The sequence below is a fragment of the Mycolicibacterium smegmatis genome (assembly GCF_001457595.1).
Lineage (GTDB): Bacteria > Actinomycetota > Actinomycetes > Mycobacteriales > Mycobacteriaceae > Mycobacterium > Mycobacterium smegmatis.
In genome coordinates this window covers 1,400,575-1,415,458 of sequence record NZ_LN831039.1, presented here as the reverse complement: position 1 = coordinate 1,415,458, position 14,884 = coordinate 1,400,575, and the positions used below count along the sequence as shown (strand labels likewise).

The 14,884-nt window shown below is 63.8% G+C and carries 11 protein-coding genes and 2 pseudogenes; 5 read left to right on the top strand and 8 right to left on the bottom strand.

Annotation, left to right across the window (positions count from 1 at the left end):
- Positions 1–49: 49 nt before the first annotated feature.
- Positions 50–376, top strand: a pseudogene (locus AT701_RS34665) (IS1380 family transposase); the annotation flags it as partial.
- A 31-nt stretch (positions 377–407) separates the two neighbouring features.
- Here AT701_RS34665 and AT701_RS06535 read toward each other — a convergent pair.
- The 4 genes from AT701_RS06535 to AT701_RS06515 all read right to left on the bottom strand — a co-directional run bounded on the left by AT701_RS06535 (position 408) and on the right by AT701_RS06515 (position 5,665).
- Positions 408–1,633 (bottom strand): IS3 family transposase gene (locus tag AT701_RS06535; protein ID WP_085976171.1). Its coding sequence is split into 2 segments (ribosomal slippage): positions 408–1,402 and positions 1,402–1,633, totalling 1,227 coding nucleotides; the frame shifts between segments, so codons are not numbered across the junction.
- A gap of 250 nt (positions 1,634–1,883) precedes the next feature.
- Positions 1,884–2,234: a hypothetical protein gene (locus tag AT701_RS06525; protein ID WP_058125475.1), complete on the bottom strand. Its 351-nt coding sequence runs from the start codon at positions 2,232–2,234 to the stop codon at positions 1,884–1,886.
- The gene (locus AT701_RS06520) at positions 2,231–4,693 is read right to left on the bottom strand and encodes an AAA family ATPase (protein ID WP_223495406.1); all 2,463 of its coding nucleotides are present in this window, start codon (positions 4,691–4,693) and stop codon (positions 2,231–2,233) included. The genes AT701_RS06525 and AT701_RS06520 overlap by 4 nt, the downstream gene beginning before the upstream one ends.
- 18 nt (positions 4,694–4,711) lie before the next feature.
- A complete protein-coding gene (locus AT701_RS06515; protein WP_157892527.1) occupies positions 4,712–5,665 on the bottom strand; it encodes an 8-oxoguanine DNA glycosylase OGG fold protein in 954 nt (317 codons plus the stop codon).
- A 280-nt stretch (positions 5,666–5,945) separates the two neighbouring features.
- On the opposite strand from AT701_RS06515, the gene AT701_RS06510 reads away from it, so the two are divergent.
- Entirely contained in the window at positions 5,946–6,278 is a 333-nt protein-coding gene (locus AT701_RS06510) for a hypothetical protein (RefSeq protein ID WP_223495404.1), read from the top strand.
- A gap of 116 nt (positions 6,279–6,394) precedes the next feature.
- A pseudogene (locus AT701_RS06505) lies at positions 6,395–7,362 on the top strand (metallophosphoesterase).
- Between the two features lie 132 nt (positions 7,363–7,494).
- On the opposite strand, the gene AT701_RS06500 reads toward AT701_RS06505, so the two are convergent.
- Positions 7,495–8,154, bottom strand: coding sequence for an NUDIX hydrolase (locus AT701_RS06500; protein WP_058125473.1), 660 nt, complete (start codon positions 8,152–8,154; stop codon positions 7,495–7,497).
- Positions 8,155–8,222: 68 nt separating this feature from the next.
- Here AT701_RS06500 and AT701_RS06495 point away from each other — a divergent pair, with 68 nt between their 5' ends.
- Together AT701_RS06495 and AT701_RS06490 are read left to right on the top strand one after the other, a co-directional pair.
- Complete coding sequence (locus AT701_RS06495) at positions 8,223–9,674, top strand: ADP-ribosylglycohydrolase family protein (protein WP_058127558.1); 1,452 nt, start codon at positions 8,223–8,225, stop codon at positions 9,672–9,674.
- Positions 9,667–10,206 (top strand): ankyrin repeat domain-containing protein, encoded by a 540-nt coding sequence (locus AT701_RS06490; RefSeq protein ID WP_223495402.1) that lies wholly within the window; start codon positions 9,667–9,669, stop codon positions 10,204–10,206. Before AT701_RS06495 ends, AT701_RS06490 begins: the two co-directional genes overlap by 8 nt.
- A 478-nt stretch (positions 10,207–10,684) precedes the next feature.
- Here AT701_RS06490 and AT701_RS35615 read toward each other — a convergent pair whose 3' ends face one another.
- From AT701_RS35615 to AT701_RS06475, 3 genes are read right to left on the bottom strand one after another with little or no spacing between them, the layout of a single operon-like run.
- Positions 10,685–11,392: a hypothetical protein gene (locus AT701_RS35615; RefSeq protein ID WP_223495399.1), complete on the bottom strand. Its 708-nt coding sequence runs from the start codon at positions 11,390–11,392 to the stop codon at positions 10,685–10,687.
- 3 nt (positions 11,393–11,395) lie between these two features.
- On the bottom strand, positions 11,396–12,598 hold the full coding sequence (locus tag AT701_RS06480; protein WP_058125472.1) for an McrC family protein: 1,203 nt from the start codon (positions 12,596–12,598) through the stop codon (positions 11,396–11,398).
- Entirely contained in the window at positions 12,573–14,846 is a 2,274-nt protein-coding gene (locus AT701_RS06475) for an McrB family protein (RefSeq protein WP_223495397.1), read from the bottom strand. The genes AT701_RS06480 and AT701_RS06475 overlap by 26 nt, the downstream gene beginning before the upstream one ends.
- Positions 14,847–14,884 lie beyond the last annotated feature (38 nt).

Here is a 14,884-nt window from a genome sequence, read left to right as displayed (position 1 = left end):
ATTGGAGTTACCACACTTCGATCAGCCCACGGTCAGAAAGGCACTTCCGGTGCAAGTGTCCCATAGGTTCGCCGTGTCGTCGGCGGTCTTCGATGATGCCCATCTCGTGTCGTGCGCCGGGCTGGTGCCGGTGATGACGTTGGCGGCCCAGACCGGACTACCGAAGTTGTTGGCCGACAAGATTTCCATTCCGGCACCGAAGATCAAATCCGGCTCGGCGAATCCGTCCCCGAAGCTGACCACGGTGATCGCCGGCATGTGTGTCGGCGCGGACAGCATCGATGACCTCGACTTGGTTCGCGCCGGTGGCATGAAGACACTCTTTGGCGGTGTGTATGCACCGTCAACTGTTGGTACTTTGTTGCGGGAGTTCACCTTGATCCGCCCCGGCATGTCGGGAGGTTCTCTTATCTGAGTGCCTCCTCGGCATGAGGGTGCCGTTGGCGGTGGTAGTAGAGCGCTTCGGCCCGATCGGGGGTCAGGTCCTGGCAGTAGCCGTTGGGTCGCTGACGGTTGTAGAAGGCCACCCATTCGGCGGTCCCCAGCGCCAGTTCGGTGGCACCGGGATAGAGCGGCTGGCGGTCGATGAGTTCGGTCTTGTAGCTGCTGTTCACCGATTCGGCCAGAGCATTATCGAAACTATCCCCGACGGATCCGACTGAAGGCAGGATCCCCTCAGCGGCCAGACGTTCGGTGAACGCGACCGCGGTGTATTGCGAGCCCGCGTCGCTGTGGTGGATAAGTGAATCCAAAGATGCTGCACCCGAACGCTTTCTGGTGTCGATAGCGTGGTCGATCGCATCGGTCACCAGCTTCTGGGTCATCTCGGTAGCCACCTTCCAACCCACGATCTTGCGGGCATAGACATCGGTGACGAACGCCGTGTAGGCCCAGCCGGCACGAGTCCGGCAGTAGGTGAAATCGGCCACCCACAATCGGTCAGGCGCACCGGCGACGAAATTACGCCGGACCCGATCCGGGGCTCGCGTCGCTGCCGGATCGGCGACGGTGGTGCGCACCCGCCGGCGCTTGCACGCACCCCGCCAACCCATCTCCCGCATGACCCGTTCCACGACACAGCGCGATACGTCGATACCATTGGTGCGCAATACAATCCATGTCTTACGAGCGCCCAGGACTCGGTACAGACTCTGCGATTGGCGAAGCTGCCAGATCGCATCGATCACCTGCGCATCGGCCCAGTCGGCTTTCGAGGGGCCCTGACGGGCGCGGTGGGCGTAATACGTCGACGGGGCGATCGTGACGCCGTACTCGGAAAGCACAGCGCACATCGACTCGACACCCCACTTGAGACCATCAACGCCCACCCGCATGTGCTGGTGGGCGCTGATGAACTCCACGACTACTGAGAGGGCCGGTCGAGCTCGGCGGCGAAGAAAACCGAGGCCGCCTTCAAGATCGCGTTGGCCCGCTTGAGTTCGGCATTCTCCCGGCGCAGCTTGCGCAGGACCTCGGATTCCTCGCTGGTCTGCCCCGCCCGAGAGCCGGCGTCGATCTCAGCCTGGCGGACCCATTTGCGCACCGTTTCGGCAGTACCGACGCCCAGCAGGTCAGCAACCCGGCCCATCGCCTCCCACTCCGAAACTGTCTCGCTGCGCAGATCGGCCACCATCTGCACCGCCCGCACCTTCAGCTCGTCTGGATACCGCCTCGATGACTTCGATCCCACGTGCCCATCCTTCCCAACGGAAGAACTCTCCAGACACGCCGGGGCGGATCAGGTATTGACAATTCCTCACGCCGGGTGCCGGTCACGCAATGCGGTGATCGCCTCGTAATCCACGATCAGAGGGTAGGCACTACCGCCGACAGATGGACATCAACTTCGCCTCACGACCAAGGCCGATATCGGCAACCCTTACTCAGTTACAGACAGCTCTCACCTGGCTCACCAAACTCCGCACCTCGGCCACCGACGGCTGAAGCTCATACGCATGGTGGTGCACGGCGTGGCTCAGGCCGTGCCATATCCGTTTAGCCGTCTCGCCGAGTTCTTCGCCGCGAAGGGCTCCCAGCACCACCAACTTCGAGCTGGTGGTTGGTGGGCGATCAGACTCTACGTGCGCCGCCCATGAGCGGCTAACTTCTTCGAGCCAGTCTTCGAACGCGCGACGTGCCAGCAGTGCCGCTGTACGAGGACCGCGCACGCCGAGGTTGACGGTGCCGTCGAGCACTTGATCGGCGAAATCCAATAGCGCCAACCGGTCGGTCATGATGAGAGCTTCATGAGGTCACCGACCGCGAGTCGTGTCGCGTGCACGGCATCGCGGTAGTTCACCACATCGCTGTGGGCACCAGACGCCGCCACCTTCAGCGCATGCCGCCGGGCTGACCCTCCGGAAAGCCATCGATCCAGAGCAGTCTCGTTATCTGGATCCACCGCCAACCCAAGACGCCGCTTGGTCAACCGCGCAGTCTCCCAGAGTTGTTCAACGTCAGCATGCGAATGCCCCTGCCCCAGACGGCGGGTGCTGAACACATCCCACGCCGTCGATTCCAACGCGTCACGGCAGAGCACTGGCACCGCCACTCGTTTGATTGCGTCTGGGACTGCGTCGTCGGCCGCGATGGCGAACGCGTCGTCGAGCATTCTCATCGCCGGCCGGCTGGCTTCTGCCACGCTGACAACGGAGTTCATGCCACGAACCACCTCGACCACACGCGCCGGCAGCCGCGACCGGCGGATGGCGGCGGGCAGTCGGTCGTCGTGGGTGAACACGACAACCTGGCGAGTTTCAGCAAGTTGCGTCAGCACGTGCAGCAGTCCGTCGATCTTCGACGGGTCCATCGCCTGAATGGGGTCGTCGAGCACCAGGAACCGGAAGGGGCTCGCCGGCGATGTTGCCCTCGGAATGAAGATCGCCAGTGCCAATGCCTGTAGTTCGCCTTGGCTCATGACGCCAAACGCTTCGGTGTCGGATCCGTCGACTTCAGCTTTGAGTAGTACCCGACGGCTGGTCTTCTGGCCCACCAACTGGATCGCACCGAGTTCGACGTTGCTTTCCTGTCGCAGTGCCGCCCAAATCTGGCGGGACTGTTCAGCGAGAGGTGCGATGCGCTGATCTCTCAGTTCGGCGGCGTTGTCCTGCAACCACTTCAACGCCTCCGAAGCGACCGAGAGTTGCGGCTCGATCTCGTTGGCCTGTTCCACCTTCCGCATCCAGGCCGCCAGCTCGAGGGCCACCGGGCTCCACGCGTCTTGTCGCGCCTTGATGAGCTCAGCGGCCTCCTGTTGCAGGGCGGTGTAGGCATCACGTAGGACGGGCAGTTTGTGCTCGACGTGGTCGGCAAGTGCACGCTGTCCGTCAACTGGGACCACGGTGAACTGCTCGAAGGCTGCCTGCGCAGCCAACAGGGTGGTGAGCTCACCGTCCCCATCGGCAGGTGGCGCATCGACTGACTCCACAAGGCTCAAGACTCCGGCGCGCGCCTCGGCGGCAGCCTGCCGAGCCTCCGCCAGCGCCTTGACCACCCGTTGGTCTTGCTCCAACAGCTCGCGCGCTGCTGTTGCCCACTCCGCGGTGAGATACCCTTCCCCGCAGACCGGACACTTCTGATCCCCATGGGCCGCATGGAAATCCAGGCTCATCGACAACACCCGGCTCCGATCCGCGGCTAGAGCGTCAGCGCGTTCGGCCTCCTGCAGCTCCGCGCCGGCGGCCGCTCGAAGCACTTCGCACGCCAACGCCACCTCGTCGTCGGTCGGTATCGATAATCCCTCCGCCTGTAGCCAAGCTGTCGGCACATCGGCCCCCGTTCCGCCGGTGACCAACGGCCGGAGCGCGTCGAGGTCGGGCCGGCGCTTCTTGACCTGGGTCAGCGCCTTCGCGGCACGTGGGTCCTCATGCGACTCCAACTTGACCCGCAGCGCGGCACGCGCCTTCCGCCCTTCCTCCGACGGCTGCTTGAGCACCTTGACCTCGGCTTCCAGCCGCGTCATGGCCTCGGTGAGTTGCTCCAGTCCGAGCAACTTGTGCAGCTGGTCGTAGAACTTGCTAGGTGCGCCTTCGAGGATGCCGCCCAGTTCGTCGTAGCTCAGCAGCGGCCGGTACATCTCCAGCGCGCCGGACCACCCCAGCGCGCTGACGTCTTCCCGCTTGCGTTTGGGCCGCTGCACCCAGCACGAGCAATTATCGACGTCGATGTCGTCACCGGCGGGCCAGTCCACTCCGATTATGGTTGCGCCCGAGCCTTCTTCGGCCAGCACCACACGGAGCTGCGCCGGTTCTCCGGCGTGCAGGTTCCGCCAGCTTTGCGACCACACACCCGGCTTGTCACCCCAGCGCGAGTTCTTGCCGGTGAGTGCGAGCTCGAGACCTTCCGCAAGTGTCGACTTACCGGACCCGTTCCGCCCGGCGACGACGGTCAGGCCTGGTCCGGGTTGGAAGTTGAGCGTGACCTCGGGCCCGATTCCCCGAAATCCCTGCACGGTGATCGAGCGCAGATACGCCCCGACAGGTTCGGTTGTGTCCTCGTGGGTGGTGGTCAGCGATTCGATCAAATCGGGACGGGTCGCCGACTGATCCAACACCTCCGTGAGGTCGTCGGCGCCTTCCAGCGCGGCGAGCACGACGAGCTTCGCCTCTTCGCTCAACGTGTCATCGCGGTCAGCCAGCGACAACACGAAGTTCTTCAGACGCTCATCCGACATGGCACCCTCGATCACCTGCACCGCAACATTTCCGGCGAATCATTTCTGTACACCGCCATGAGAAAACAGCGCGTACTCCACGACGTCCGGTGCCTGATTCCACGCCGGGTTGGCCGCCCACGTCTCCGCGAGATCCAGGTACCGCAGATAGTCGTCCCTACGTACCCAACCACGCGCTGGCACCGTCCCGGGCGCGACGATGGCCAGCGCAGCTCGTACGCGTTCGTCGAGTACCAACGGCCGCTGCTCTTGGTGGCACGTGTAGCCCGCGTAGTAAAGCAGCTTCGTCCCGAACGACATGCCCAGTCCGCGGATCTTGTGGCTGTCCAGCAGTGCGCTCCATCCAGCGGCCGCCCCGTCCGTCCGGGTGGCCTCCACGATGGCATTGATCTTCTCCACGGCCCCGTCCTGGCCCAGTACGGCGGCGGTGCGCTGCGGCCCGTAGTCCTTCGGCTGGTAACCCCACGCCATGGTCATCAGGAAAAGATCGACGGGGTCGCGTCCGGCTTGGGCATGCAGGAAGCTGCGCGCAATACCGCCGGCTTCTTCAACGTGCTCGCGCAGATCGGCGTGAGCCTGTTCGTGGCCGGCGAATACACCTGCCCAACGCTCGGGAATCCATCGGTTGCGCTGGCGCTCGACGTGAGCGGAGGTGTACCGCCGCACGATGTGCGGGATCTCGCTGACCAGCCATGTGCCCGAGTCAAATCCACCAAGTTCCGCCACGGTGCGGCGAATCTCTGCGTCGATCTCGACCTGATCGATGTGTTGGCATTCGGCCAGGGTCCTCAGCATGTCGGTGACTTCAGCGATACCAGTGATCAGCTGCTCGCGATCGTCGACCACCTGCGTGAGTTGGTCCGCTTCCTCGCTCAGCTTGTTGACCAGCGCCCGCGCGAGGTCCCCGCCCGATAACCGACGTGCTTCAACAGACCGGCCCGCCCCGTGAAGCATCTCCGGTACGCGTTCACGGACGAGTTCTCCATCAGTCACTTTGCTGCCCCCACGACTTCACGACAAATAGCTAGCACATATAACCATGCGGGATCACGCGGCGGGGAGCGGTTTGCGATTTTGAATTGTATTGCGACATAGCCCTCGACGTAGTCCTTCTGCACTCGACCACCGCAGCGTGGAGCCACAACAGGCTCCCAGAAGTCGACGCCCACACGCTGTCAGTCGAACGTCCATTTTTTGCTCAATCTCGTCGGCTCCGATCAGGACTTGTCGGTACCTCGTGGCATCATGCGAAGTATCGAAGGTGGTGGTCTGCGTGAGCCGTCAACAGAGTCAATCCGGTGGTGGACTGATAGGCGCCATCGGTGTGCTGTTTCTCATCGGGTTGATCATCAAATACATCTGGTGGATCTTGGCGGCGCTCGGTCTTGTCCTGACGTTCTGGATCATCGCGGCATGTGTCCGCCACTATCAGTCCGTGGAAGCCGCGCGGCAACGCCGCGCCGCCGAGATCGCTGCGCGTGCCGACCAGCAGCACCGTTGGGTACTCGACGGTGACCACCGTGGGATCTACGGCGAGGACGGCGCCGAGTTGATGCGCTACCTCGGACGTGACGACTGGGTCGGAGTCCCCCGGTGGTCGCGTTAGTGGCGTCAGCATTCGGTCGATTCCCACCAACATCCGAGGCAGCCGGTAATGCCGTCGCACTTGACCGAGCAAGAGGACAGGAGGTCGATGAACGAACCCCAGACGGTTACGACGTCATCGGAGACGTACACGGCCGCGCCACACAGCTCGAGGCGCTGCTGAACAAACTCGGTTACAGGACCGGCCGCGGATCCGCGGCGTACCGCCACCCGAGCGTCAGGCCATCTTCGTCGGTGACCTAATCGACCGGGGAGACGAGCAACTCCGCGTGCTGGAGGTCGTCAAGGCGATGGTCGATGCAGGTACCGCCCGCATCGTCATGGGTAACCACGAGTTCAACGCGCTGGCCTATGCCGCCGAATGGCCGGAGGGCAGCGGGAAATACCTGCGGCCACACGATGATCCGGATGATCGACGGGCGGCCAAGAACACCAAACAGCATGCCGCTTTTCTCGAGCAGGTTCGCCGTGACGACCGCCGCCGATATTTGGAGTGGTTCGCGGACGATTCCGCTGTGGCTGGATCTCGGAGAGGTGCGCGTCGTGCAGCGTGCTGGCATGACGACTCGATCAAGCTGGTCGAGAACCGCTGCGGTTCGAGCGCCCCGTTCGCCGAACTGCGGCACCTGGCGGCCGCCAGCACCAAAGGTGACGAGTTGTACGACGCTGTCGAGACGCTCCTGAAAGGGCCGGAGATCAGCCTGGTCGACCGCGGACAACCAGAGTACCACGACAAGGACGGCCATCCGCGCGGCAGTGCCCGGGTGCAGTGGTGGAATGGCGAGGCGCGTACGCTGCGCGATATCGCGGAGATGGGCGGCAAGTTCACCACCGCGACCGGTGAACCGTACCCGCCGCTGCCCGAGTTGGAGCTCTCCGGCGGAGATCAGTCATACGTCTACACCGCGCAAGTCCCGGTGTTCTACGGCCACTACTGGCGGCAAGGATCGCCCAAGCACCGACACGATTGGACCAATTACACGGCGTGCGTGGACTTCAGCGCCGTGAAAGGCGGGAAGCTGACCGCCTACCGCTGGTCGGGCGAGACCACGATCGATCCTGGGCATTACGTGACCGCAGAGTGATGCTCGGTTATGGTGGACGCGACAGGTCACGTGTTCGAGCGGAGTACCTCCGGACTGAGCCCACATCGCCCGGCGCATAGGCAACCAGCTTATCCGACAGTAGGATTCACAATGACTCAGCTTCGGGTCACATCATTCGTCGTTACGGCGACGAAACAACTCTGCCGGCCGTCCTCTACCGCGAGACACAGTGTCGCCGGTCGAGATGAGGTGCGGTTCCATCGCACGCCGGAAGGTGTCTCGCTGAAGGGCATGTCCCGCAACCGCTTCGTGGATCAGCCGCAGGTCGCGCAGCGTGAACTCATCGCCGAGTAGATGATCCGGATCGGGGCTCGAGTCGTAGCGGGCCCGTACGTCGGCCACGGCCAGCGCGATGATGTCGGCGTGGTCATAGATGAGTCGCCCCGGAGTGTGCACCGGCATCAGCCGGGTGGACTGGGGAAAGCGGTCGACCAGCTGATCGGGTGGGACGACGGCGACGTGTGCCACCGACAGCACCCACCCGCGGTTGTCGCGGTGTGGGTCATCGAACACGTGGAGCTGGCGGGGCCGCAGGCCCTGTACGTTCGCCTTGGTCGAGAGGGCCCGGTTGACCGCTTCAGCCAGGGTCTCCCCCTGATGCAAGAAGGTGCCGGGTAGCGCCCAGCCGGGCCCCCCGGCCCGACGGACCTGTAGCACAGTTAGGCCCGTCTCGGGATCGACGGTGAGTACCGCGGCGTCGACGGCAACCGAGGGCCGCGGATACTTCTCCAAAGAGCGTCCGCCGCTGTCCTGATACGCCTTGTTGTCCATGTCGGTATGCCAGCGTACAGTTGCCAGCAATTAGCGCAATTTTGCGCAAAATAGAGAAGGTGGTGGCGATGGCATCGATGAATGATCGGATCGAGGGCGTCCTGCTGGGCACGGCAACCGGTGATGCGCTCGGCGCACCGTACGAGTTCCAGCCGGCACGCGGTCCCGAGCTGCCCGTGGAAATGGTGGGCGGCAGGCAATGGGAGCCCGGCGAATGGACCGACGACACCGACATGGCGATCGCGATCGCCGAGGTTGCCGCCACCGGCGCCGATCTGCGCGACGAAGCGGCCCAGGACGCAATCGTGGCCCGGTGGTACGAATGGTCCCTACGCGCCAAGGATGTCGGGATCCAGACCCGATCGGTGCTGTCCAGCGCCGCCCGCGGCGATGACATCACGGCGGCACGGGCCCGCGCGTCGTCCGAGGCATTGCATGAGCAGACCGGCCGCACTGCGGGCAACGGTTCATTGATGCGGACGGCGCCGGTAGCGCTGGCCTACCTCGACAACGAGGATGCGCTTGTGGCCGCTGCTCGAGCGATCAGCGGGCTCACCCATTTCGACTCCGACGCCGGCGATGCTGCGGTGCTGTGGTCGTGCGCCATTCGCCATGCGGTGCTGACCACCGAGCTCGATGTTCGGGTCGGGCTCCACCACCTCGATGCCGATCGCCGTAAGCTCTGGTCCGATCGGATCGAGCAGGCAGAGTCCGCGCGTCCGTCGGACTTCGCCAACAACGGCTGGGTGGTCGCGGCGCTGCAGGCGGCGTGGTCGGCGATCACCACGACGCTGAAACTCGTCGAAACATCCCGCGCCGAGCATCTGCGCCTCGGACTCGATGCCGCGGTCCGATGCGGTCACGACACCGACACCGTTGCCGCCATCGCCGGGGGTCTGCTCGGTGCGGCGTACGGCGCCTCCGCAGTGCCGCTCGAATGGCGCCGGATGCTGCATGGATGGCCAGGCTTCACCGCACGAGATCTGGTCGCGCTGTCGAATGCCATTGTCCGCAAGGGCGGGCCAAGCCGCGAGCCGGTCTACTCGGGTTTGCGGATCGACACCCTTGCCGCCCACCCGCACGATCCGCGTGTTCTCCTCGGCGGCGTCGGTGTCCTGCGCGACCTGCCGCCGGGGGTTGATGCGGTGGTGTCGCTGTGCCGCGTCGCCGATGAGGATGTCCCCCAGGGCATACCGCATGTCGAGGTTCGTTTGATCGACAGCCCGGACCCGGACGAGAATCCGCACTTGGACTTCGTGCTGACCGACGCCGTGCGCGCGGTCGAGCAGTTGCGCGCGGAGGGGCGGACGGTGTTGTTGCACTGCGTCGAGGCGCACAGCCGTACCCCCACCGTCGCGGCGCTCTACGGTGCGCGTCTGCGCAACATCGACGTTGCGGACGCACTGCGAGATGTCTTGGCTGCGCTACCACACGCGAATCCGAATCCGGTGTTCCGCAACGCGTTGCGCCGGTTGGGAAATGTGAACCTGCTGAGCGAAGGGACACCGCGCCATGGCTGACGATGGTGGAGACTTCGTGTGGAACGGCGTGTTGAATCCGGCCCAACTGATCGACTCCGTCGTCGCAGCCGGTCACCGTCTGGCCGACGCGGCGAAGATGGGCGAATGGTCGACGGTGTTCCGGATGCTCGATGAAGACGCACAGGTCAACTGGTGGCGACCCGGCGGGACCACGTGGTTCACGGTGCTGCACCAGGCCGCGTGGCACGGTGTCTCCGCCGAGGTCGCGCAGGAACTGATTGACCGCGGGGCGCTGCGCACGCAGACGGACTCTCGGGGACGCACCGCCTACGACGTGGCGATGGAGCGACACGCCACCACTGGGCAGTCGGTGGACGCCCTGTGTGAGGTGCTCCTGCCACCTTCTGCTCCCCTGCCGCCGCACCGAGTTCAGGCGCTGGATCGTCATCTCGCAGAGGTGATCGACGGTCGTATCAAGGGCGTGCTCTACGACGGCCTTGATCCCCGTGCGGTCCTGCGGTATCCGCCGATCCTCGCCATACCTCTTTCACATCACGGGCGCGTTGTTTAACCTTTCGCCCGTGAGCGGGCATGTCTTCATCATCAACGGAGATCTCACGAAGATCGCGTGCGATGCGGCTCTGGTTCCTACGGACATCACTTCACAATCGAGGCGCCGTGGCGTGGTCTTTTCGAAGGGCGACGCCACGAAATCCGCAGACGTGGGGAACCGAACACGTACTCGCCCTCCCGCCGAGAAAGAACGAACCCCAGATATGGTTGGGGAACGTTGGGCAGGTCGGTGACTCTTCCGACTTCTCCGTATTCGCCCCGATCGTGCGCGATTTCGTCGTAAATGCCCGAACAGAACTCAAGTCTGTTGCCAACGAAGATCGTATCTATGCATGGCCGAAACCACGGCTGGCGCTCAACGTGGTGGGTTCTTTTCGCGCCATGGCCGTTCGGCGAGCCGGCCCGGGACCTAGCCTCGAGGGGCCGCGGCCGACCAGAAATCGTTGTCCGCCTTCCCTGTGATAACTCGCGTGTTTTCACGTATTGATCGCTTGCGAGACCGCCTCGCCGACTTTCCAAATCTCGTCCGCATCGAGACCCGCGACAGGAACCGCCGTCGCGGGACCGCACTCATCGAGGTCAAGCATCGATGCCAGCGCTGCGAAACCTCGATGTCCTTTCACTGCTGGAAATCCGGTCCAACAACCTGCAATCGACAGTTGGCCGTTCTTCACGAAAAACTTGAATGGCGGATGCCTACGCCCAAACGGATAGACGAACATTGCTCCACCGGGCCTCTTTCCGAAAACGAGAGGTTTCTTCGGCCCCAGCCGGGGAAGCTGGCTATTTGCAGCCACCAACTCCAGCAATCGCATCAGGAAGGCACGGTCGCTCGGATGTTCGACCGCCTCAATGAATTCGTCAAGCGTCCAGCCACCGGGCTCCTGTCCATACTCGATGGAAAATGTGTTGGACGGCACCGGCTTGGCGGCGCAAGTCGCTCGTCCCGTCAACCAGATCCACAGCCGCTCATGCTTTCCTGCTGAGTCGTGCCCGTAAACCTCGTCCTCGTTGCGCTTGCCCGATCTGGTGAGGCTGGTGATGTCGTCGTCCGCCGAGTAGTGCACCGTGACGACCACGCCGTCCTTGTTGAATTCGTCGATCCGACTGGTGTGCTCAAATCGCCAGCCTGACTCGACTGCGATATCGACGGTGTCGAGCCGGAACGCTGTTCCTTCGGCCACTTCCTATTCCTTCCTATCTGCGAGCGCACCTGTCTTAGCTATTCGGACGGCCAGCTGGTCGACCTGCCGCAACAACGCAGCCGGATCCAACCCTAAATCCAGTGCCCGACAATGGATCGTGACACCAGACCGCTGCACAGTGTGCACCCTGCCTTTCTCGTTCCCTTTGGCGTAGATCAGATGACCTTCAGGCAGGCTGAGCACGGTGCAATAGGCCAACATCTGGTAGAGGTCGGCATTCGGGAACCCCTCGGGCCGCTCCGCTTTGTACTTTGCATCGACCACCGCGACCCTCGAGTCGTCGTACCGGCACAGCAGGTCGGGCTGCATGCCGACGCGGCGTTGCTCGTCCAGATACAACGGCGCCTGCGGCTGGCATCGCCAGCCGAGGCGGTTCAACGACTCCGACAGTGCGGTGGTGACGAAATCTTCGAAGATCTTCCACATGTCGAACATGTATCCGGTGACCGTCACGTTACCGATGCGGTGTTCGAAGGATTCGGCCGCCAGAATGATCTCGGCAAGCCGCAGTGCGGCGTGGTAGCGGACGTTGAGACGACTCGGGTGCCACCGCGGTGTCGGCGTTCCCGGCGGTGGCACCGAGACCTCTCCCAGCGTGCGGCGCAGCCGCTGCAGTGATCGTCGTGCTGGGTCGCTGATCCGTGGCACGGTCAGCAGGCGCAGCGTTGCCATCGCCAGCAATTGGTTCTCGGCGATGTCGACGGTGAAGTCGTCGTACTGGACGGCGATGGGCACCGGTAGTCCGTAGCGCCGGCTCATCTGCTCGCCGGCCAAGACCCGTCCGCGCAGCACCGGGAGTGCGTCGGTGATGGTCCGGTATCCCTGTAGCAGGCCCTGTTCCACAGCGTGGCTGGCGATGCGGGAGAATGCCTCCGCGACCGCGGGCAGCAGTTCGTCGGCGGCCTCCACCCGGATGGGTTCGTCGCGCCAGATCTGCGGGTTTCGGGCGTAGCCCAGCATGAACAGCACCCGATTCAGGTTGGTGATCTTCGGGCGCACGATGATCTGGTGGTTCCCGACGGTGACGGCGCCCACCTTGCGTGCGGCGACGATGTCGAAGTGTCCGTCGTCGAGCGTCGGGGTGACGGTGGCGATGCCCAGATCGTTGAGTGCGCGGTACTCCGCACCGGTGAGTGCGACGGTCTGGGCTGGGCCTCCCTCAGTGAGGATCAGCGGTGTCGGCATTGTCGTCAGCGGAATTAAGTACGGCCAACTCGTCGTCGATCGCGACCGCAGACTTGGCGGCCAGGCTCTTGCGCAGCACGGCTAGCCCGTATCGGCCGGGGACGTCGATGTTGCGGTCCCCGAAGTGGTGTTCCTCGAGCAGCGGCAGAATGTCGGTGCGCCACATGAGTTCTAGGGCCTTGCCGGTGGGGTCGGTCGTGATCTTCTTCCGCATGAAGTACGAAGGGCCGATCTTGAAGTCGGTGTCGCTGATCCGGGAGTTGAGTTCGTCGTGCAGGTTGGCCAGCCTTGTGTCGTATCCGTTGGCTATTAGCCAGCGGCGCAGGATGCCGCGGGTGGGCACCTCCGAAGGGTGTAACGGGAGGAAGGCGAAGCGCCGACGCAGGGCGGCGTCGACCAGGGCAATGGAGCGGTCGGCGGTGTTCATGGTGCCGATCACGAAGATGTTCTTGGGCAGCGAGAACGGTTCGGCGCTGTCGGAGGAGTACATTAGGTCGATGGCCTGGTCGCGGTACTCCAGCAGGAAGTACAACTCGCCGAAGATCTTCGGCAGATTGCCGCGGTTGATCTCGTCGATGATGAGCACGTAGGCCGCTTCGGGATTCTGCGCGGCCTTGTCGACCAGCGAGCGCAGGGGGCCGGCCTTCAGGGTGAACCCGATCTGCCCACCCGCCTCGCCCTGCGGTCGGAAGCCCTCGAAGAAGTCCTCGTAGGAGTAGGCCGGGTGGAACTGGACGAGTTTGACGTTCGGCTTGTCGGTGACGTGCCAGGCGAGTTGTTGTGCGATGTAGGTCTTTCCGGTTCCGGGTGGACCGTAGAAGATGATCTGGCGGCGCTCCCGCAGCAGATCGACGCAGTCCTGCAGCCAGTCCAACCCGACGTGGATTCGGTCGGCCAACTCCTGGGTGGCGTTGGGCAGGTGGGCCTCGGCTGGCCCGGGTCGCTGCGGTCTGTGTTCGGCCAGGGCCAGCAGTTGTTCCAGGTGCTGACTGAGGTCGAGGACCTCGCCCTGCGCACTGAGACGGGCAGCGATGTCGCTGGGAATGTCGGGCCACGGGCAGGGATTCTCAAACCATCTGACCGAGCGACGCAGGTTCGACCTCCCGTCACTGCTCGGGGTGAACTCGGCCGGCCCGGTGACGGTCCCGAAGTGCACCATTCCCTGGCTGACGGTCACCACCAGGTCGTCGGGATGCATCCGCTTGAGGAACGTGTAGAACTCATCGAACTTCTCCTGGCGAGCCGCATAACCCGACGACCGGTAGTCCTCGTCGACGAAGGCCTTCAGTTCCTCCCGGGTTACGTCGGGGTCAATGGGCCGCAGCAGGCTGGCCGCTAGGGACACCGACTGCTTGGCCCGCCAGGTCGGCACCATGTCCTGGCCTTTGACGTTGGTGCCGTGCACTTTCCACGCGTGTCGCACCTTATCCGTGGGTTCGGGACCCGGCGACGACGGCTTCTGCCAGCGGTCAATCCACGGTTCGGCGTATAGATCGACGTGCCCACCCTCGGCCTCGGTGATGGCGCCGTAGATGCGCGCCAGGTCGATGTCCACGTCACCCGAGGGATCGGTGAGGTAGTCGTCGGCGAATGCATCACGCAGCGCCGTGCGGTGCTCGGTTTTCACAACGGGTAGGAAAAAGTGCGGGAAAGCCAGGTACAACAGGGACTGCCGCTGCGCTCCCTGGCCGGTCGGCACCGCACCAACCTCGCCGCGGAAGACCAGCGGGTCAGCAAGCGCTTCAGTCCGCCGTTGCTCGGGAAGGGATTTGAGGTGGCGCGCAAGTTCGATGAGGTAGGCGAGCTGCGCCCACCGATAGCTGGTGAAAGCTTGGCCACCGTGGAATACTCCGCCACCGAGTAGCGCGGCTTCGACGTCACTCGGCAGGGCCACCGGCTCGCTGCTCATCTCGAGGACACTCCGAACCTGCTTTACCTTGAGCGGGCCACCGACGTTGATGATCGGCAGCACGTTCAGGATCAGCAGCTCCGCGAACAGTTGCACCACCGCGGGTGAGGCGCCGGCGAGTTGGTGGCTCAGCTTGTCGAAGAACCCGCCGCCCCCGGTGTCGGGCTTGTCGACGTAATCCCGCGCAAGTGCGTCCAAGTTCGCCGTCGTCCACACGGGTTTACCCGGAGTCAGAAGTGAACCATCACTACCAAATCCCACCTCGATGAGCTGCCGACCGACCGCTTCGACGGCCACCGCTGCTTTTCGCGCGAACGTTCCGACCTGAGCTTCGGTCAAGTCCGCCTCCTCTGAACCCAATTACTCGTCCACATTCA